The organism is Rapidithrix thailandica (genome assembly GCF_039710355.1).
Lineage (GTDB): Bacteria > Bacteroidota > Bacteroidia > Cytophagales > Flammeovirgaceae > Rapidithrix > Rapidithrix thailandica.
Genome location: NZ_JBDKWZ010000005.1, coordinates 90,947 through 110,660, shown reverse-complemented (window position 1 = coordinate 110,660; position 19,714 = coordinate 90,947). Strand labels below are relative to the sequence as shown.

Here is a 19,714-nt window from a genome sequence, read left to right as displayed (position 1 = left end):
GCTTTAATATGGCCTTTGACGAAGGCTTAAAAAAATCCATGTTGTTATACAGGTGGATTAGATTACCTCCTGTTGTTTATTCTTTCTGTAAATCATAATATTACCCTGATAGAACGCTCTCATGTTTGACCCAAAAGAATTTGAATATCTAACCAATACGGACTTTTTACAAACCAAAAGAAGGATTATCCAAAAGCTTTTTCATCAATTTAGCCAACTGGAGCATGTTATTTCCGGGCAAATACATCGCTTTCCTTTTATCCAAAGCATGCCTTTGAGAAGAGGAAAAGTATCCAAAGGGGAAAACTACCGGGAGCTCCCTTACCTGGTCCTGGATTATCCCGCAGTCTTTAAGCGGGAGGATATTTTCAGCTTGCGAACGATATTTTGGTGGGGGCATGAATTTAGTTGCACGCTGCATTTACAGGGCAAGTATAAGAAGCGCTTTGAGGAAAAGATCATTGAAAGGATAAAGACTCCGGAAAAGCATAGCAATTTGCAGCTTTGCATACATGCCACTCCATGGGAATACTACTTTGAGGAGGACAACTACCAGTCGATTTTAGAAATGGATTCAAAGACCTTGGAGCAGGTCATACAAGAGAAGCCGTTTGTAAAGCTCGCTTGCAGGCTTCCTTTGGAGAGGTTTGAGGAATTAGAAGCGTTTGTCAAGGAAAGTACACAAACACTTTTTGCACTGTTGAAATAGTCACCTGAAAATAAAAAAACCCCGGATAATTCCGGGGTTTCAACGATCTATAACTACTAGTTGTTAGAGTTTCTACCTCCACCGCCGCCACCGCTGCGTCTTCTGCGGTTATCTCCACCACCTCTTTTTCTTCCGCCACCTCGGCTGCTCTTTCCACCACCAGTTTCTGTAGAAGGTGATAAATCAACTTTACCGTATACTTCACCTTTGAAGATCCATACTTTGATACCAATTTTACCATATACGGTATTGGCTTCAGAAAGCGCATAGTCGATATCCGCTCTCAAGGTATGCAAAGGAATACGTCCTTCTTTGTATGTTTCGCTACGGGCCATTTCCGCACCGCCCAAACGGCCAGAAACTTTCACTTTGATCCCTTGAGCACCTACACGCATTGCGTTAGCAATAGCTTGTTTCATCGCTCTACGGTAAGAGACCCTGTTTTGTAATTGCTGAGCAATAGACTCTCCCACCAATTTGGCATCAAGCTCAGGACGTTTGATCTCATTGATATTGATCTGTACATCCTTACCAGTCAGCTTTTTCAACTCTTCTTTGATTCGATCTACTTCTTGTCCGGCTTTACCGATCACTACTCCAGGTCGAGCAGTATTCACGGTTAAAGTAAGGCGTTTCAAAGTTCGCTCAATGATCACTTTAGATACGCCCGCTCTAGGATTAGGGATCCTGGCGGCAAGATATTTTCGAATCGTTTCGTCTTCTATTAATTTATCTGAAAAGTCTTTACCTCCATACCAGTTTGAATCCCATCCTCTAATTAAACCTAAACGTAGACCTGTTGGATTAACTTTTTGTCCCATTAATTTATATTTAAAGGTTAATTATCAGAATTTTCAGATTCAGTTTCAACTACTGCTTGCGCGTCAAACATGGTTTCGGCAGAGTCCACTACCAAAGTCACATGGTTAGAGCGCTTGCGGATACGGTGTGCCCTTCCTTGAGGAGCCGGACGAAACCGCTTCAAGGTTCTTCCTTGAGTCACGAACACTTCTTTTACGAATAAATCCGCATCTTCAATCGAGCTATCAGGGTTTTTTGCTTCCCAGTTAGCTACGGCAGAAAGAAGTAGTTTTTCTATGAGAGGTGCCCCAGCTTTGGCTTCAAATTTCAGGATATTCAAGGCGTTGATTACACTTTCTCCCCGCACTGAATCCACTACCAAACGCATCTTCCTGGGTGCTATAGGCACATTTCTTAATTTAGCTACAGCTTCCATTTTATCTATCTTTTACCTTTATCTTTCTTTGCAATATGTCCTCTGAAGTTTCTTGTAGGTGCAAATTCACCTAATTTATGCCCTACCATGTTTTCTGTTACATATACAGGGATAAACTTGTTACCGTTATGCACCGCAAAGGTGTGCCCGATAAAATCCGGAGAGATCATTGATCTACGAGACCAAGTCTTAATTACAGACTTTTTTCCTGATCCGTCCAATTGCTCAATCTTCTTTTCCAATCGGAAATCTATATATGGTCCTTTTTTAAGCGATCTTGCCATGATTACTTCTTAGATTTTCTTCTACTGATAATAAACCTATTCGAATATTTATTTTTATCACGGGTTTTCTTCCCTTTCGAGTATAAGCCCGTTCTTGATCGTGGGTGTCCTCCAGAAGATTTTCCTTCACCACCCCCCATTGGGTGATCAACTGGGTTCATTGCTACCCCTCGAACTCTAGGTCGTTTACCTAACCAACGGTTTCTACCAGCTTTACCTAAGGTCACGTTCATATGATCACTGTTAGACACAGTACCGATTGTGGCATAACAAGTTTCCAATACTTGGCGAGTTTCACCAGAAGGCAATTTCACAGAAACGTATTTACCCGAACGCCCCAACAATTGAGCATACGCTCCGGCACTACGCACCATACTGGCACCTTTTCCGGGCTTCAACTCAATATTGTGAATGATGGTACCGACAGGGATTTTGCCAATAGGCATGGCATTTCCTACTTCCGGAGCCACTTCAGGACCTGAAACGACCGTTTGGTCTACGGAAAGTCCTTGAGGAGCGATGATATATGTTTTTGTACCATCTACGTAGTACAACAAGGCAATATAAGCGGTACGATTCGGATCGTATTCGATAGATTTCACTACGGCAGGAACACCGTGCTTATTTCTTTTGAAATCGATAACCCTATATCTCTTCTTATGGCCTCCACCCAGGTAACGCATGGTCATGCGTCCGCGGTGATTCCTACCGCCTGAGTTTTTCATTGGAGCTAATAAGCTTTTTTCGGGTTGATCAGTAGTTATTTCTTCAAAGCTCGGTGCTACTCTATATCGCTGACCGGGAGTAACCGGCCTTAGTTTTTTTACTCCCATTACTCAAATTTCTTTTGTAATTATTTAAACTAACAGCCTGTTGAATTAAGCATTCTCGTACAAATCAATCACATCCCCTTCTACCAACGTCACGTACGCCTTCTTGAAACTTGCCGAATGCCCACTAATAAAATTAGTTTTGGTGTACCTGGATTTCGGTTTTCCAGGAAGGATCGCCGTTCTGACGCCCTCTACGGTTACCCCGTATTTACTTTCAACAGCCTTCTTAATTTCGATTTTATTGGCCCTTTTGTCGACTACAAATCCGTAAACGCCTGCCTCGTTCTTCTCAGATGCTTTCTCGGTAATGATTGGCCTTTTTAATACTTGCATTTTGATTCGATTTCTAGAAGTTAGCAAATTTTTCGACTGACCCTTCACAAACTACCAATTGATCATAGTGGATGATATCGTAGGTATTTAGAGAGTCAATAGTCACAACTTTAGACTTAGACAAGTTGCGAGATGATAAGAAAATATTTTTATCATCATTTGCAAGCACTACTAAAGTCTTTTTTTCACCCAAAGAAAGATTGTTCAGAATACTTACAAAATCTTTGGTTTTAGGTGCATCAAACGCAAAGTCTTCTACCACGGCAATGCTAGCTTCAGTTGCTTTTGCACTCAAGGCAGATCTTTTGGCCAATTGCTTTACCTTTTTATTCAGCTTAAATCCGTAATCTCTTGGTTTCGGCCCGAAAATTCTACCTCCTCCACGAAAAACGGGAGACTTGATACTACCCGCCCGGGCGGTACCCGTACCTTTTTGCTTTTTTAATTTCTTGGTAGAACCGGCAATCTCGGCACGCTCTTTTGATTTGTGTGTTCCTTGTCTTTGGTTGGCCAAATACTGCTTTACAACCAAATAAACGGCATGCTCATTCGGCTCTGCTCCAAACACTGATGCCGGCAAAGTTACTTTTCTACCGGTATCGCTTCCGCTTGTATTTAAAACTGCTAATTCCATTGCTACTTCTCAATTACTTTTCAATGATCACATAAGAATTTTTTGCACCGGGTACTGCACCGCTCACCACGATCAAATTCTGCTCTGGATAAATCTTAAGCACTCTCAAGTTATCCACTTTTACGCGCTCATTCCCAGTTCTCCCGGCCATTCGCAACCCTTTAAATACACGAGAAGGATAAGAACACGCCCCAATGGCACCAGGGTGTCTTTGACGGTTGTGCTGACCGTGAGTAGATTGACCTACCCCGCCAAAACCATGTCTTTTAACAACCCCTTGAAAACCTTTACCTTTTGAAGTTCCTACCACATCCACAAACTCCCCTACTTCAAAGATTTTCTCTATCGTCAGGGTATCTCCCAAGGCAAATTCGCCTTCGAAATCCCTGAATTCGACTAGCTTTCTTTTAGGCGCAATATCCGCCTTCTTGAAATGCCCTAACATCGCTTTTGAAGTGTTTTTTTCTTTCTTTTCTCCAAAAGCTACTTGAATTGCCTTGTACCCGTCCGTGTCCTCAGTTTTTACTTGAGTTACTACACAAGGACCGGCTTGAATAAGCGTACACGCTACGTTTTTCCCGTTTTCATCGTAGACACTGGTCATGCCTACTTTTTTTCCAATTATCCCTGGCATTACTGTATGTGTTTCAGACCTTAAATAAACTATCTGTTTGCTTTATTATCCGGGGCAAAAACCCGTTGATTATTCAATAATTACAATAGAGATATGCACACAAATCCCCATAAAAGGAGTGCAAAAGTAGCAATTAATACCAACTTAACAAACATAGAATCAATTTTTTCCGAAATTATCAAGGGCTCCGGGAAAAATTATTGCCCTTTGCCTCTTTTTGTCTGAAATTCCACAAAATCAGGCTACTTGCGAAAAAAATAACCGCTTTGCAACTTTCCGGTAGAGGATTCTACCTTTCATGAGCCCTCACGGATAGCCCATGAGTATGGGACGAGCTTTCCCAAAAAAAATCCCGGATGATGAATTCACCCGGGATCAAATTTTATCATTTCACTGAACTTCCAAATGAATGTCCAGTGCCATTGTGTTGGCTTAGTAAGCCCTCTTGTTTTTACCGTCTCTGAAATTCACAAAGGAATTGTTAGCCACCCGTGTTCCTCCAGGAGTCGGGTAATCTCCGGTAAAGTACCAATCGCCCAAATGGTTAGGGCAGGCAGCATGCAGGTTTTCCACCGTTTGGAAGATCACCTTCACTTCTGCCCGGATATGTGGAAGTTTTACGATTTCGGCAATTTCATCGGAAATTTCCTCGTACGTAAATTGCTCGTACAATTCATTGACAAAGTTCACCTCAATATTTTCTCCCGTCTTCACCGCCTTTTTGGCTTTCTTGTATACTTCCTCTTTAAGGTAAGATTTGTTGTGTTTGTCCAACAGGCTCATCATCGCTCTGAAAGCAACAAACAGTTGCATCTTCGACATGTCAATGCCATAACAATCCGGGAAGCGGATTTGCGGAGCGGAAGAGACGATGATGATCCGCTTAGGCTCCAACCGGTCAAGCAGGGTAATGATACTTTTTTCCAGGGTTGTTCCCCGTACAATGGAGTCGTCCAGCACTACCAATGTATCATGGTTTTTATTAATCACTCCGTAGGTAGTGTCATACACATGGGCGACCATCTCATCCCTTTGTCCGTCATCGGCAATAAAGGTCCGCAGCTTTACATCTTTCAATACGATCTTTTCTGTCCGTGCACGGAAAGACAAGATACGCTCCAATTCTTCTCCCTTAAGATTTTCATCTTCAATGGCCTTTTTCCTTTGCTGAATCAAATACTTTTCAATACCCGACATCATACCTAAATAAGCTGTCTCTGCGGTATTCGGGATATAGGAAAAAACCGTATTTTCCAGGTCGTAATCGATGGCCTCTAAAATCTGAGGGCAAAGTAATTCTCCAAGTTTTTTCCGTTCGTTATAAATTTCAGGGTCAGTTCCTCTGGAGAAGTAAATTCTTTCGAAGCTACAAGCCTTTTTCGGAAGAGGGGGAGTAAACTGAGTTTCTTCATAATCGCCTTTTTTGTTAACGATTAAGGCATGCCCCGGCTGGATCTCCTGAATTTTATCGTATTCAATGTTAAAAGCTGTTTTGATAGCGGGTTTTTCAGAAGCCGCCACAATCACTTCATCATTTGCATAATAATAAGCCGGACGGATACCTGCCGGATCACGGGCGACAAACGTTGCTCCATACCCGGTCATTCCCATCATGGCATACCCTCCGTCAAAATCCTTACAGGCACGTTGCAACACCCGGGACAAATCCAGTTCGTGTTCTATCCGCTCTGTAATGGAGACATTATCCAAGCCTTCGTCTTTGTATTTTCTGAACAGCAATTCATTTTCTTCATCCAGAAAATGCCCGATCTTTTCCATGACGGTTACCGTATCCACATTTTCTTTGGGGTGTTGTCCCAACTCAATCAATTTTTGGAACAGCTCCTCCACATTGGTCATATTAAAATTGCCGGCAACAAGCAATGTGCGACTTCGCCAGTTGTTAGGCCGCACCACCGGATGACAATGCCCAATGGTATTTTTACCATGTGTACCATAGCGCAGGTGTCCCATAAATACGTCTCCCATAAAGTTTGTGTTATTCCGCATCCATTCGGCATTCATAAACTTTTTCGGGTGCTTGGACTTGACTTTGTTTAACTTCTCAGTAATGTTCTGAAAAATATCTGTCACAGGTTGTGGTTCTATCGAACGGAACCGGTCCAAATATGGCTTTCCCGGTTTGAGGTTCATTTTTATAGATGCCACTCCCGCTCCATCTTGCCCGCGGTTGTGTTGTTTATGCATCAATAAATACAATTTATTGAGCGCATATGCAGGTGTTTGATATTTCTCGATGAAGTAAGATAATGGCTTTCTCAGCCTGATAAAGGCAATACCACATTCGTGTTTAATAGATTCACTCATTGGAAGTCCCTAATATTTGTATAAACTATTTTTCAGACAGGTGAGAAAAAGAAGTTATGGGCTTCCCCCCATCACCAAAACTTAATTTTGCGGCAAAATTATCTTATTACTAGCGAAACCCACTTACCTTTGATCGTTTTTTTAATCCCAAGACTCTTTTTGTTCTAACTGGTTGATTTTTATTGTTTAAAAAGAGTTTCGTTCTGTGGGAGGCCTTAGGAATAATTTATGGCGGTTTTGTTAATATTATGAGGAATGAGGAATAGCTAGATTCGCTTTCTTTTATACTTTCCCCTTACTCCTCTCACTTACCGTATTCAAAGGCATTGTTTCATTCAATGAAAACAGGTCTTTGCCTATTGACAGATATCAACTATTTACAATTTTTACTTTGAAAACAACAAAATTTCAAATTAGATCACTGGAACAGGTAAATTTCTCCCAACTACATAAGGCTTTCCTTAGTGCTTTTGCTGATTATCAAACACAAATGAAGCCTAGTAAAGAGGAATTGTTTCAGCGACTGGTCCGGATTGGAGGGGACTTGAGTCTCAGTGCCGGGGCTTTTTATAAAGAACAATTAGTGGGATTTATTCTTACTGGCACGGGTATTTACCAGGGAAAGCCTACCGCCTACAATGCCGGCACCGGAGTGCTTCCCGGTTTCCGGGGCAATCACTTAACGGAACAACTGTACACGTATCTCTGGGAAAAATTCCCAATACATAATATCCAACAATGCTTGTTGGAAGTCATCACCACCAATCAGCGAGCCATTGCCATTTATCACAAATTAGGCTTTGTGATCCACCGGACCTATGAATGCTATGTTAACACCCGGGAAATCAACGCTCCGGCTCCTTTGCTCAAAATCAAAATCCACCTGGAAAAAGCGGAACGTTGGGAAGAGTTGCAAAGTTTTTGGGACACTACCCCTTCCTGGCAGAACTCCTGGCAAGCCATTTCACAAAACTCGGCAGACGAAACCATTCTCATCGCCAAAGCAAACAAGCAAATTGTGGGCTACCTTTCGTTTTTATCCGATACCGGAAGAGTCTCACAAATAGCTGTTCTCCCGGATTACCGTAGAATGTATATCGGTTGGCAATTGTTACAAACCGCTCAAAAAATAGCGCATCCGCTTCAAAAGCTTTCTTTTATCAATATTGATCAAACCTACGGCCCTTTGCACCAGTTTTTAAAGCGGGTGGGCTTTCAAAATCCCATTGCTCAATATGAAATGATAAAAACACTTTAAGTTTCAAAAGATTTTATGGAAATAAAAAAGCCGACCAAAACGGCCGGCTTTTTTGTCAGAAATATTACAAACTATGCACTTAATTTGTTTGTATTTGGATTTATCTATTGAATTCGATCTCTATTGATGATTGGTTTCAAGCGCTTCTTGATCATTTAGCGTCTGTGGCTCTGTTACCTCTTGCTCTTCAGTAGGCTTGGCCTTTTTCGCAAACATTTGAACAATCAGATCCGAGATGTAATACATTACCGGAACAATCACCAAGGTAAGAAACGTAGCAAACACAAGCCCGTAAATCACCGTCCAAGCCATAGGTCCCCATGTATCGGCATTCGGACCTCCCATGTAAATATTGGGTTTAAAATGAGCAAACAAACCAAAGAAATCGATGTTCAACCCTGTGGCCAATGGCACCAATCCCAATACCGTGGTAATGGCTGTTAACAGTACCGGACGCAAACGGGTATACCCCCCTTCTACCAAACATTCAATAAAGAGACTGGATGGTAAATGCTCGTCCTCGCTCATCCCTAGTTCTTGCCTCTTCCGGTTCCGGGTCAGGTCTACATAGTCAATCAATACAATGGCGTTGTTCACCACTACCCCGGCAAGAGAGATAATCCCCACACCGGTCATGATGATGACAAAGTCGTCACCAAACAGGGCCATTCCTAAAAACACCCCAATCAAACTGAAGATTACCGATCCTACGATGATAAACGGCTTGATCCCTGAGTTGAACTGGGAGACCAAGATCAAGAAGATTGCAGACACCGCAATAATCAATGCACTCATCAAAAACTCTTGGTTTTTCTGTTGCTCTTCTTGCTCACCGGTAAACTTGAAGGAATATCCTTCCGGCATTTTATGATTTTCTAATAATGCTTGAATTTGCTGTACGATTTCATTCGCATTGTATCCTTCCAACACATTGGAACTCACTTCAATCATCCGATCCAGATCTTTTCGCTTCACCGAACCGAACGTAGAACTGTATTCTAAATCCGCAATGGACGATACGGGGATTTGGTGGAATTTCCCTTTATTATCTCTGAAGGTTAACCGCTTGTCATACAGACTTGACACATCATAGCGGTATTTATCAGCCAATCGCAATTGAATCGGATAGTCGTCTTCCCCGTCTTTAAATTTGGAAACTTCTTTTCCGTAGATGGCCGTCCGCAAATCAGCCGCCAGCATCCCGGTAGACAGTCCGTACCGTCCGGCTTTGGCCCGGTCAATATTGACCAATAGTTCCGGCTTGCCCAAATCCACTTCGATTTGCAATCCGTCCAGACCGTCCACCCCTCCGTGCTCAATGATATTTTTAATCTTTTCGGCTTCTTCAATCAAGGTAATATAATTCTCTCCTGTCACTTCAATGTTCACAGGCTTTCCTACCGGAGGCCCCATCTTTTCCTTGTCCGTAGTGACTTTCAAGCCCGGAACTCCTTTGGCGGCCTCCCCTACTTTGTTCATAATTTCGGAAGTACTGATGCCGTTACGGTTCTCAAAGTCTTCAAAGGCAATGGCAATTTTACTTTTATTCGGCGTAATATCCCTTCCCACCGACTCCATGGGATTCCCGGTATTTTGCCCTACATTGGTTACTACGGATTCTACAATTTCGCTATAGGGCTCCAATACCTCAAACACTCTCTTTTCAACTTGTTTGGTCAACTCATTCGTAGTTTTGACATCTGTCCCTTGCGCTGCTTCCATGTAGATGTAGACATAATTCGGATCCGTATCTGAGAACAAACTGATTTGTGGCTGATTTGCAGAAAACAAGCCTAAAGAAAAGAACAAAAAGAGAGTCGTTCCTATCAAAAAGACATACGGCCTCCAGGAGGTAAGTGCATATCGCAGCGTTTTCAGGTAAATTTTTTCCAACCTGACCAGAAGGGTGTTTTGAAACCAATAAGCCGCTTTTTTCACTACAAATGCATTGGCAAACGAAATCAAGGCAAACAGCATAAACAAGTTCCCCCAAGTGTAGGTCTCGGCAACGAAAAAGCAAATAACCGATAAGACGGCCAAGCCGATTCCAAATACCGTCAGGTTCTTCTTATTCTTTTGCTCTTTGCCATTGTCTACTTTCATAAAGCCTGCAGCCACCACCGGGTTGATCACCAATCCGACAAACAGAGAGGACGTCAATACAATGATCAATGTGATGGGCAGGTATTTCATAAACTCACCCATGATACCCGGCCAGAACGCCAAGGGTACGAAAGCAGCCAAGGTAGTAGCGGTAGAACTGATGATGGCAGAGGCCACCTCACCTACTCCTTCCTTTGCTGCTTGTAAGGTACCCATCCCCTGCTCGCGCAAACGGTAGATATTTTCAATCACCACAATGGCATTGTCCACCAACATCCCCAACGCCAGGATCAAGCCAAACAACATTACCATATTGACCGAAACCCCCAAGGCACTCAAAATCATGAAAGACATAAACATGGACAAGGGAATGGCCAATCCTACAAATAGTGCATTCCGGAAACCTAAGAAGAACAGGAGTACCAAAACCACCAACAACATCCCGGAAATAATACTGTTTTCCAGGTTGCTCAGTTGCAATTTCATATGGTCCGCCTGGCTATTGGTAATTTCAATATTCAAGGTGCTTGGCAAATGATGCGCCTTGGCTTCTTCCAGAATCTCATCGATTTTTTCCGTAGCATTGATCAGGTTTTCCCCGTTTCGCTTCACTACAGACAAGGTCACTACCGGAAAATTTCCTTCGGTGGCAAAGTCACGGGTTGCCATCCGGGCAAAGCTTTCCCGCTCTACATAACTGTCCACTACTTCCGCGACATCCTTCAGGTAAATGGTGTTTTGCTCTTCCGACTTGACCACAATATTCTTGATTTCTTCTACATTCTGAAATTCACCGAATACCCGTAAAGAGCGTCTGTATCCATTGGTAAGAATATCCCCCCCGGACATCGTGATATTTTCATTAGCAATGGCTTTTTCAATATCCCCGAAGGTTATTTTCACCGCTTCCATCTTATACAAGTCGGCATTGACTTGTATTTCACGATCCAAGGCTCCGATGATATCCACTTTAGAAACTTCTGAAAGGGCTTCCATCTCATCTTCCAGGTACTCCGCATAATCTTTCAACTTATCCAACTCAAAATCACCTGACAGGTTCACCATCATGATTGGCAATTCTGACAAGTCTACTTCTAATACTTGCGGATCTTCATCCAGGTCGTTAGGCAATTCTTTTTTGGATTTATCTACGGCATCCTTTGTGTCCTGGATGGCTTTTGCAATTTCAATATCTTCGTTGAACTCAATCAAAATCACCGATACATCTTGTGCCGAGGTAGAATTAATTTTCTTCACCCCTTTGATGGATTTCAGTTCCTTCTCGATAGGCCGGGTAATCAGGTTTTCGATATCCACCGGAGAGTTACCGGGGTAAATAGTATTGACATACACTGTGGGCATCACCACTTCCGGAAATTGTTCCTTGGGCATGGTGATGTACGAATACAAGCCAAACAACACGATGATTCCGGTAAGGATAAACACACTGGTGCTGTTGTTGACCGAAAGTGTACTGAGCCCGAACTCGCGTTTTATTTTTTTATCGTCTTGGTTTGCCATTGTTGATATAGCTTTTCTTAAATGGATGATTTGGACTTATAATATCAGTCAAACCGGGGTGGGTAGTAAAAAGAAGAGGGGATGCAACAAATGATTGAAAAAATAGAATTCCCCTCTCTGGCTTACTTTTAGTTTTTAGTAATCTTTACATCCTGCTTTTGCTGATTCACGATCTTCACTTCTTCTCCGTCTATCACCTCGTTAAATCCTTTGGTAATCACCATATCTCCGGACAACAAGCCCGACTGGATCAAGGTCATCCCCTTATAAGATTTACCCGTTTCGATAGTCAACTTTTTTACAAGATTTTTACCCCCTTCGGCCCGTACAGCATACAGGAATTTTTGATTATTATTCACTGATTTCTGAATCAATTGTGAAGGAACGGTGATAGCTTCTTCCTTTTGAAAATCGTTGATTTTTACCACTGCCATGGAGTTGGGCTTCAAGAATCCTTCTTTGTTATTGAGCATCAACTCAATACGGAACGTACGGTTTTGCGGATTGATAAACTTACCGATATAACGGATCTTCTCTTTGCGTTCAAGCCCTAAGACGGGGAAGGAAACCTCCACAGAATCTCCTTGTCTTACACTGGTAGTATATGCTTCGGAAACTTCCGCGTTCACTTCTACATTTGCCAAGTTCACCACCCTTACTACCGGAGCACTAGGGCTGACCATCTCCCCGGAATTCACAAAAAACTCATCCACAGTGCCGCTAATCGGCGATTTCACATACGTCTTACTCAATTGGGTTTTCAGGGTAGCAAGTTTTTTCTCCAAACTTTCTTTCCTATTCTTGGCTTCCAGGTATTGCACTTCCGAACCAATCTTCCGGTCCCAAAGGTTTTTCTGACGATTGTAAAGATTGGTAGCCAACTCCAATTCGGTTTCCATTTCGGCTATATTGTTGCGTACGACTTCCGCATCAATTGAAGCCAATACTTGTCCCTTCTTTACATAGGTACCTTCCTCCACATGACGCCTGATCAAGATCCCACTGACTTCAGGATTCACGGATACGTTTTTACTGGACTTCACATTACCTTGTACCTCGATGTAGTGGTTAAAGGTACCCGGTGCCAATTTTAATACCTCTACTTGTTTCAGGTTGGCTGTAGGGTCTTTATCTTCCAAGCTCACCAATTCAGCTTCCAACTTATCAATCTTGGATTTCAACAGGTTGAACTCTTTCTTGTACTCCGCCAGTTGTTGCTTTTTCTCTTCCAGGCCTTCTCCCTGTTGGGGCGAACAGGCCGACATCCAGGCCATAAGCGCGACAAAAGTGATAGCGTTGACTTTCATAATTGTATCTGTATCGAGATAGAAATTTAATTTTGACATTGGTATTGTGTGATGTTTGGTAGCACCGAAAAGTACCTTGAAGGTCCATTTCCTTTACTCTCCGTATAAAGCCCCTATGGCCTTTTCATAATCTACTTTGGAGATGAGCGCATCATATAAAGCATTGTAATAATTTGTTTCGGCTTCTTTATAAGCAGTTTCAGCATCTACCACATCCAGAATAGCCCCCAAACCTTCTTCGTATTTGGTTTTGGTAACCTGGTAAACTTCTTGAGCCAAATCCATATTCTGCTGCTGGTTATCTAACTCTTCCAAGGCATTTTCCATAGAAACCCGCGCTTGTCTTTTTTCCATCAGGATAGCATTTTGCAGATGGCGTTGCTCATTCTCGGTTTTGTGCATGGCTAACTTCTGCTGCTGAATCAAGTACTTCTTTTGCAACCCGTCAAAAAGCGGGATATTCAGCTTCAACCCGATAGCTCCTTGTCCGTACCACTTATCGGTAAATTTACTCATGTCATTGACACCGGTAAATGTGCTGTAGCTGGCACTCAAATACAGGGAAGGGTAATACTGTACCTGATAGCGCTTCATGCTATAGCGGTTTACCTCTTGTTGGGTCTGCAACATGGAGTATTCGATACGGTTGGCGTAGTCGAAATTTTCATCCTGAAAGATCTGTTCAGGTAATTCGATGTCTTCAATTTTATCCGTCAGCACAAGTGCTTCATTGACATCACGCCCCATTTGAAAATTCAGAATTTGCTTATTAAGCACTAAAAACTTTTCGGCTTGATTCAATGCCGACTTGGCATTGTTGTAAGACACTCTCACCCTCGAAACATCAATTGCTTCACGGAAGCCGTTCTCATACATGGCCTTGGTATGATGTAGCAAAGAGTCAATCCGCTGTAAATTTTGCTTGGCCAATTGCATTCTTTCACTGGTTACCAGCACCGTATAGTAAGCTTTACTCACTTGGGAAACCCGTTCAATCTTGGTCTGTATCAAACTTTTTTGACTCAACTCCCTTACGGTTTTTGCCGCTTTTAAGCCAAGGAAAAAAGCCCCGTCAAAAATCAATTGATTAAGAGAAACCCCTGCATCGCCATTGTATTTGGTACCCATAGGCACCCCGGCTACTTCTCCTTCAGCTGCGGTACTATCCATAAATGAGGCAGGTAAAAAGGCCACAGGCACCTTATAATTATAAGTAAAACTGGCGCTGGCATTGATTTGCGGCAACCCTTGGGCAGTCACCTCCCCCACCTGGGCTTTGGAAACTTCCGTATCCAATACGGCATTCTGTACATCCGAATGGTTCGACAAAGCATAGTCAATGCACTCTTGCAATGACATCTGCTGGACATCCTGCGCACTGGCACTCTGCCAAGCAACAGTTAGCAATAGGACAAGTATAGTGTTGCGAAAAAGGACCATAAATCTTAGTCTTTAACTTCAGCTTGTTTTTGATAATTTTCTAAATATTCCAGGCCTTTTCTGGTACAAATTCCATGAATGAAATGATCAAACATTTGCAGTTGTACCTCAGCCAATTCAAATTCTTTCGGTGGAAAAACCTTGGTATTAAAGGCCATTTCCACATTCTCCATTCGCATGCGGGAAATGATCTCAATGTTTAATCCGGATCTGAAATACCCTTGATCAATGCCTTTCCTCAAAGTTTCACTCAACAAGTCCAGTGCGCAATGCTCCCGGAAAGACACAAAACACTCCCAGGCCTTAGGGTAATACTTCTGCATGTCGTACAACAAAGTCGGATTCATATTCAACAAATGCTTCCGGAAGAACCCTGTTAGCTTCACCAACTCTTCTATCACATCCTTGGCGTCCTCATGAATCTTCTTTAAATCCTCCTTTTGCTGTTCCAGGCGGCCGGAAGTACAGGTTAATACGATCTCGCTTTTGTCTTTAAAGTATTGATAGATGGTTTTTTTAGAGACATAAATTTCCCTGGAAATATCATCCATCGTCACCGTCTTAATACCATAGCGAAAAAACAGCTCCGTGGCCGCTTCTAAAATTCTCTCACGTGTATCCATTCAAACATTGAATTATGATGATAGTAGTTAATGTATTAAATGAGTTGATTAGTCGATTGACCATACACCCTCAGGTGATGTTGTCAGTTTACTGATCTAAAGTGTTTGTTAGATGTTGAGGTTTTTACTAAAAGGATATAAAGTGGTAATTATTAAAAGCAAAACTATGGAAACTCCAATAAGTTTCAAAGTTTCCTCAGTTTTCTTTTTGTGTTTTTTTTATTGCCGGAAAGAGGAGAGGATAAAAGGTGAAAAACCAAACAGTGTCAGATAGAGAAAAATATAGGCATAAAAAAACCTTCCGGGTTTTAGAAACCCGGAAGGTATATCAATTGTTTTTCACAGACCTGAGAATACTATTCCTCTTTCAAAAAGACCTCAATCACAGGGATTTCCACTTCCGGTTTTACCACAGGAAGGCGAAGGTTCACATCCCCCTCTCCCACTTTTTGTTCGACCCAATGTCCATAAGGTTTGGTAATTTTAATTTCCGAAGCATCGTGCAAAAACTGTGCATACCGGATTTTGTCTTTTAACCCTTTCAGGGTAAAATTTTGCAATGGATACTCTAACAAATGTATGTATAAACGATGGGTAGTAGGGTTATACGTTAACAAGCAGTTTTCAGGCACGTCAAAGGATTCCGGAGCAGGTACACATCCGTAGATAGCGCGACTATGATACTTCATCCAATTACCCATTTTCTTCAAGGCTTTATCTGCCCGGTAGTCAAATGCACCACGACCGGTAGGCCCTACATTTAAAAGCAAGTTTCCTCCTTTGCTCACTGATTCGATCAATAAACCCAACAATTGACGATTGTCTTTCCAAGTAAGCTCATCACGGTAATACCCCCAAGAGCCGGAAAAGGTCTGACAGGTTTCCCAAGGTATTTTCTCACCCTTGTAGGTAGGCCATTCAGCCACCTTAAACTGTTCAGGAGTAGTAAAATCCCAACCTCCCTCGAAGTCCTTCAAGTCTGCCCGGTCATTGACAATAATCCCAGGTTGTAGCTTCCGCACCATTTTCATCAACTCCACCGAACCCCAATCATCCCGGCTTTTGCCATGTTCTCCGGGGTAAGAAAAATCCAGCCAAAGAATATCGACTTGGCCGTAATTGCTTAAAATTTCCCGTACTTGGTTTTTTAGATATTCCCGGTAAATCGCCATATCCCGTCCCTTGTTCAGTTTTTTGTACTCTTTATCCGAGGATGCACTTTGAGGGTGTACCCCGTCAATGGTAAAGTGGGGGTGATGCCAGTCAATCAGGGAATAATAGAAGCCAATACGCAAGCCTTCAGCCCGGAAAGCCTCTACCCATTCTTTTATCAAATCTTTTCCGTAAGGGGTATTAGGGGCATCATAATCGGTATATTCCGAATCAAACAAGCAGAAACCATCGTGGTGTTTAGTAGTGATAACGGCATACTTCATTCCTGCTTTTTTGGCCTTCTTTGCCCATTCTTTAGGATTGTACAAATCCGGGTCAAACAGGTCGAAGTACTTTTGATACGCCTCATTGGTCAGGCGTTCATTCTTTTTTACCCACTCATGCCGCCCAGGCAAAGCATAAAGCCCCCAGTGAATAAACATTCCGAACCGATCGTGCGTCCACCAGGCCAGACGCTGTTTTTTTGCTTCCGGAGTTTCTTCCCATATTTTCGTTTCCTGGCCCCAAGACATATGGGAAAATAGTATTAAAAGGGAATAAAGTGTAAATAATGCTTTCATTTTCATTTGACTACATCGATTTAGTTGACTTTTTGCATGAAGTTAAGCAAGAAATCAAATTCCCAAGGTGCAAAGGTTTGCAAGAATATGGGTACTTGTGGGTCACAAAGTACGGCCTTACATACCAACCCCGAATTTGTGCATCCCTTAGCCTTAGATTTTATAATGAAAGATATATTTTTGAATTTCAGGCAATTTGGCAATTCCCAACATATTCAGCCCAAGCCTTTGAGAAAAACGAAAAAATTGGATAACTCCCCAGGAGACAAAAATTAACTAGCTATATGAGAAATAATTGGATACAACTAGCAATGGTGGGGTGGATGGCTGCACTACTATACTGCACACCAAAGCAAAACACAAGTACTTCAGACGACATTGAACAAGCAGATTCTCTAACAAACTCTGCAAAAAAGGAAGATATGCCTGACTTACCGGATAGCCTAAAGGTTCCTCCGGCCCCGGTACTTTCACCTCAAGAAGCCTTGGCTTCCTTTCGGTTGGAAGATGGATTCCGGGTTGAGATTGTGGCCACGGAACCCGAGGTTTCCACCCCGGTTGCGATGACCTTCGATGCCAAAGGGCGTATATGGGTGGCAGAAATGAATGGCTATATGCCCAATATTGAAGGAAGCGGAGAAGAACTTCCCACCGGCCGGATTATGATTTTGGAAGATAAGGACGAAAACGGACACCGGGAACATAGCAAAACTTTCCTGGATAACTTAGTCCTTCCCCGGGCACTCTGTTTGGTATACGGAGGACTTCTCTATGCCGAACCGCCAAACCTTTGGTTTGTAGAAATCCAAAATGACCAACCGGCCCACAAGGTGTTGGTGGACTCTGCCTATGCCGTAGACGGCAACGTAGAACATCAACCGAACGGTCTGTTGCTCGCCAGGGACAATTGGATTTACAGTGCCAAGTCCAATGCCCGATACCGCAAGATTCAAGGCAAATGGATCAAGGAAAGAACGACTTTCAGAGGGCAATGGGGCATCAGTCAAGACGATTTTGGTCACTTGTTTTACAATACTAATTCCAGCCAGTTACGCGCAGATTATATCTTGCCTGACGGAGATCAACGGGACCGGAAACCTTTGTTAAACCAAGCCTTAAACATCGACATCGTAGGGAATCAGCATGTTTATCCGGTCCGTATGACCCCGGGGGTAAACCGGGGCTATTTGGAAGATTTTCTGGACGAGGAATGGAAACTTATCAATTTTACGGCTGCCTGTGGCCCGGTCATCTACCGGGGAGATAATTTTCCGGAAGCGTATTATGGAAATGCCTTTGTAGCCGAACCTTCAGCCAATCTCATTAAACGAAACCTGGTTTGTGAAAAAGAGGGTAGGTTGATTGCAAAACAAGCCTATCAACAACGGGAGTTTTTTGCCTCAACAGACGAGCGGTTTCGCCCGGTCAACCTTTACAATGCCCCGGATGGTTGTTTGTATGTATTGGACATGTACCGCGGAATTATCCAACATAAAACCTATATGACCGAGTTTTTGTCCAAACAGGTAAAAGAGCGGAAACTGGATACCCCCATTACCATGGGAAGGATTTACCGGGTGGTTCACCAAGACAAATCACCCTCTCTCATCCCCGACCTGAGCGGTGCCACTACCCAACAACTTGTGAACTACTTATCATTTAAAAACGGATGGATACGGGACAAAGCCCAACAAATGTTGATCGAACAAAATCAACCCGGTACCGCCGAAAAGATGGAAACGCTTATTCAACAAGCTACTTCTCCTATTGGTAAAGTTCATGCCTTATGGGTATTGGAGGGAATTGGAAAAGTGCGGTTGAAAACTATTCAATCGGCCTTTAACGAGGAGGATATTTCGGTAAAAGCAACGGCTTTGCGGGTCAGTGAAGTTTTGAAAGGGCAAATCGCCGAACCAACACTGCTTACTCTCTTACAAAAAGCAACCAAACCTACTGAAAATAAAGCCGTAACGCTTCAAGCCATTCTCTCCCTGGGTAAATTCGCTTCGCCTCAATCCGTACAGGTACTAACACAATTAGGAACAAGCTACTCTTCCGATACTTTACTGTTGGGGGCTATTACCAGCAGTTTGGCAACAAAAGAAGCTAAAGCATTGGCTTTATTAGAAAAGAACAACCAAACACAGCATCCCTTTTACTCCTATCTACAAGGATATCTTTCGACTCAAAAAAACAAAAAAAACGAAGCGATTCTGGCCTTGGATGAAACAGAGCTAAAACAGTACGATACCGGGAAAAAACTATTCACTCAACATTGCAGTACATGCCATGGAGAAGACGGAGCGGGAATTGAACCTTTGGCTCCACCCCTGGCTGGCTCAGAGTGGGTGAATGGCGATTACGATCCATTAATTTTGATTACATTACACGGTCTGCAAGGACCTGTCACGGTAAATGGTAAAGTGTACCAACCTCCCATGGTACAGCCCCAAATGCCCGGCTTGAAATACAATACGGATTTTACGGATGAAAAAGTAGCTGCGGTCCTGTCCTATATTCGCAACACATGGGGCAACCATTCCTCCTTTGTGGAGCCCGGGAGAGTAAACCAACTTCGCAACCGTTACAAGGACAGAAAAAAACCCTTTACGGAAAAAGAACTACAGGCATTGGGAAACCAAGCTCAATAAAAAGACAAAACCGCCCGAGGCCTTGACTACCGGGCGGCTTTTTTATATTGAAGTGAATTAAACTTTTTCTTTTTCCTAAAAATATT

At 42.7% G+C, this 19,714-nt stretch carries 16 protein-coding genes; 3 read left to right on the top strand and 13 right to left on the bottom strand.

Translation table 11 applies throughout. The features are described from left to right. Positions 1-121 precede the first annotated feature (121 nt). The gene (locus AAG747_RS10020; protein ID WP_346821027.1) at positions 122-709 is read left to right on the top strand and encodes a hypothetical protein; all 588 of its coding nucleotides are present in this window, start codon (positions 122-124) and stop codon (positions 707-709) included. A 56-nt stretch (positions 710-765) separates the two neighbouring features. On the opposite strand, the gene rpsC is transcribed toward AAG747_RS10020, so the two are convergent. The 8 genes from rpsC to AAG747_RS09980 all read right to left on the bottom strand — a co-directional run bounded on the left by rpsC (position 766) and on the right by AAG747_RS09980 (position 6,992). After that, positions 766-1,530, bottom strand: a complete 765-nt coding sequence (gene rpsC, locus AAG747_RS10015) for a 30S ribosomal protein S3 (protein WP_346821026.1) — start codon at positions 1,528-1,530, stop codon at positions 766-768. Positions 1,531-1,547: 17 nt separating this feature from the next. Further along, positions 1,548-1,946, bottom strand: coding sequence for a 50S ribosomal protein L22 (rplV, locus tag AAG747_RS10010; protein WP_346821025.1), 399 nt, complete (start codon positions 1,944-1,946; stop codon positions 1,548-1,550). 5 nt (positions 1,947-1,951) lie between these two features. Next, complete coding sequence (gene rpsS / locus AAG747_RS10005) at positions 1,952-2,230, bottom strand: 30S ribosomal protein S19 (protein WP_346821024.1); 279 nt, start codon at positions 2,228-2,230, stop codon at positions 1,952-1,954. 2 nt (positions 2,231-2,232) lie between these two features. Then, positions 2,233-3,063: a 50S ribosomal protein L2 gene (gene rplB, locus AAG747_RS10000; protein WP_346821023.1), complete on the bottom strand. Its 831-nt coding sequence runs from the start codon at positions 3,061-3,063 to the stop codon at positions 2,233-2,235. Between the two features lie 45 nt (positions 3,064-3,108). Next, complete coding sequence (gene rplW, locus AAG747_RS09995; protein ID WP_346821022.1) at positions 3,109-3,396, bottom strand: 50S ribosomal protein L23; 288 nt, start codon at positions 3,394-3,396, stop codon at positions 3,109-3,111. A 13-nt stretch (positions 3,397-3,409) separates the two neighbouring features. Next, complete coding sequence (gene rplD, locus AAG747_RS09990) at positions 3,410-4,030, bottom strand: 50S ribosomal protein L4 (RefSeq protein ID WP_346821021.1); 621 nt, start codon at positions 4,028-4,030, stop codon at positions 3,410-3,412. 13 nt (positions 4,031-4,043) lie between these two features. Next, positions 4,044-4,664 carry a 50S ribosomal protein L3 gene (gene rplC / locus AAG747_RS09985; RefSeq protein WP_346821020.1) on the bottom strand — a complete coding sequence of 207 codons (621 nt, stop codon included), beginning with the start codon at positions 4,662-4,664 and terminating at the stop codon, positions 4,044-4,046. Positions 4,665-5,096: 432 nt separating this feature from the next. Beyond that, on the bottom strand, positions 5,097-6,992 hold the full coding sequence (locus AAG747_RS09980; protein ID WP_346821019.1) for an amidophosphoribosyltransferase: 1,896 nt from the start codon (positions 6,990-6,992) through the stop codon (positions 5,097-5,099). A 490-nt stretch (positions 6,993-7,482) separates the two neighbouring features. On the opposite strand from AAG747_RS09980, the gene AAG747_RS09975 reads away from it, so the two are divergent. Further along, positions 7,483-8,250, top strand: a complete 768-nt coding sequence (locus AAG747_RS09975; protein WP_346821018.1) for a GNAT family N-acetyltransferase — start codon at positions 7,483-7,485, stop codon at positions 8,248-8,250. 120 nt (positions 8,251-8,370) lie between these two features. Here the strand turns inward: AAG747_RS09975 and AAG747_RS09970 are convergent, their stop codons facing one another. The 5 genes from AAG747_RS09970 to AAG747_RS09950 form a co-directional block, all read right to left on the bottom strand. Beyond that, positions 8,371-11,874, bottom strand: coding sequence for an efflux RND transporter permease subunit (locus AAG747_RS09970; protein ID WP_346821017.1), 3,504 nt, complete (start codon positions 11,872-11,874; stop codon positions 8,371-8,373). Positions 11,875-12,002: 128 nt separating this feature from the next. Beyond that, complete coding sequence (locus AAG747_RS09965) at positions 12,003-13,220, bottom strand: efflux RND transporter periplasmic adaptor subunit (RefSeq protein ID WP_346821016.1); 1,218 nt, start codon at positions 13,218-13,220, stop codon at positions 12,003-12,005. 54 nt (positions 13,221-13,274) lie between these two features. Next, positions 13,275-14,621, bottom strand: coding sequence for a TolC family protein (locus tag AAG747_RS09960; RefSeq protein ID WP_346821015.1), 1,347 nt, complete (start codon positions 14,619-14,621; stop codon positions 13,275-13,277). A gap of 5 nt (positions 14,622-14,626) precedes the next feature. Then, the gene (locus AAG747_RS09955) at positions 14,627-15,244 is read right to left on the bottom strand and encodes a TetR/AcrR family transcriptional regulator (RefSeq protein WP_346821014.1); all 618 of its coding nucleotides are present in this window, start codon (positions 15,242-15,244) and stop codon (positions 14,627-14,629) included. A 356-nt stretch (positions 15,245-15,600) separates the two neighbouring features. Then, on the bottom strand, positions 15,601-16,983 hold the full coding sequence (locus AAG747_RS09950) for an alpha-L-fucosidase (RefSeq protein WP_346821013.1): 1,383 nt from the start codon (positions 16,981-16,983) through the stop codon (positions 15,601-15,603). Between the two features lie 278 nt (positions 16,984-17,261). On the opposite strand from AAG747_RS09950, the gene AAG747_RS09945 reads away from it, so the two are divergent. Further along, complete coding sequence (locus AAG747_RS09945) at positions 17,262-19,628, top strand: DUF7133 domain-containing protein (RefSeq protein WP_346821012.1); 2,367 nt, start codon at positions 17,262-17,264, stop codon at positions 19,626-19,628. The last annotated feature ends 86 nt before the right edge of the window (positions 19,629-19,714 follow it).

Bases quoted from the DNA above. Each gene is read 5' to 3' on its own strand.
- AAG747_RS10020 (WP_346821027.1), top strand. From the start codon at position 122: ATGTTTGACCCAAAAGAATTTGAATATCTAACCAATACGGACTTTTTA.
- rpsC (WP_346821026.1), bottom strand. From the start codon at position 1,530: ATGGGACAAAAAGTTAATCCAACAGGTCTACGTTTAGGTTTAATTAGA.
- rplV (WP_346821025.1), bottom strand. From the start codon at position 1,946: ATGGAAGCTGTAGCTAAATTAAGAAATGTGCCTATAGCACCCAGGAAG.
- rpsS (WP_346821024.1), bottom strand. From the start codon at position 2,230: ATGGCAAGATCGCTTAAAAAAGGACCATATATAGATTTCCGATTGGAA.
- rplB (WP_346821023.1), bottom strand. From the start codon at position 3,063: ATGGGAGTAAAAAAACTAAGGCCGGTTACTCCCGGTCAGCGATATAGA.
- rplW (WP_346821022.1), bottom strand. From the start codon at position 3,396: ATGCAAGTATTAAAAAGGCCAATCATTACCGAGAAAGCATCTGAGAAG.
- rplD (WP_346821021.1), bottom strand. From the start codon at position 4,030: ATGGAATTAGCAGTTTTAAATACAAGCGGAAGCGATACCGGTAGAAAA.
- rplC (WP_346821020.1), bottom strand. From the start codon at position 4,664: ATGCCAGGGATAATTGGAAAAAAAGTAGGCATGACCAGTGTCTACGAT.
- AAG747_RS09980 (WP_346821019.1), bottom strand. From the start codon at position 6,992: ATGAGTGAATCTATTAAACACGAATGTGGTATTGCCTTTATCAGGCTG.
- AAG747_RS09975 (WP_346821018.1), top strand. From the start codon at position 7,483: ATGAAGCCTAGTAAAGAGGAATTGTTTCAGCGACTGGTCCGGATTGGA.
- AAG747_RS09970 (WP_346821017.1), bottom strand. From the start codon at position 11,874: ATGGCAAACCAAGACGATAAAAAAATAAAACGCGAGTTCGGGCTCAGT.
- AAG747_RS09965 (WP_346821016.1), bottom strand. From the start codon at position 13,220: ATGTCAAAATTAAATTTCTATCTCGATACAGATACAATTATGAAAGTC.
- AAG747_RS09960 (WP_346821015.1), bottom strand. From the start codon at position 14,621: ATGGTCCTTTTTCGCAACACTATACTTGTCCTATTGCTAACTGTTGCT.
- AAG747_RS09955 (WP_346821014.1), bottom strand. From the start codon at position 15,244: ATGGATACACGTGAGAGAATTTTAGAAGCGGCCACGGAGCTGTTTTTT.
- AAG747_RS09950 (WP_346821013.1), bottom strand. From the start codon at position 16,983: ATGAAAATGAAAGCATTATTTACACTTTATTCCCTTTTAATACTATTT.
- AAG747_RS09945 (WP_346821012.1), top strand. From the start codon at position 17,262: ATGAGAAATAATTGGATACAACTAGCAATGGTGGGGTGGATGGCTGCA.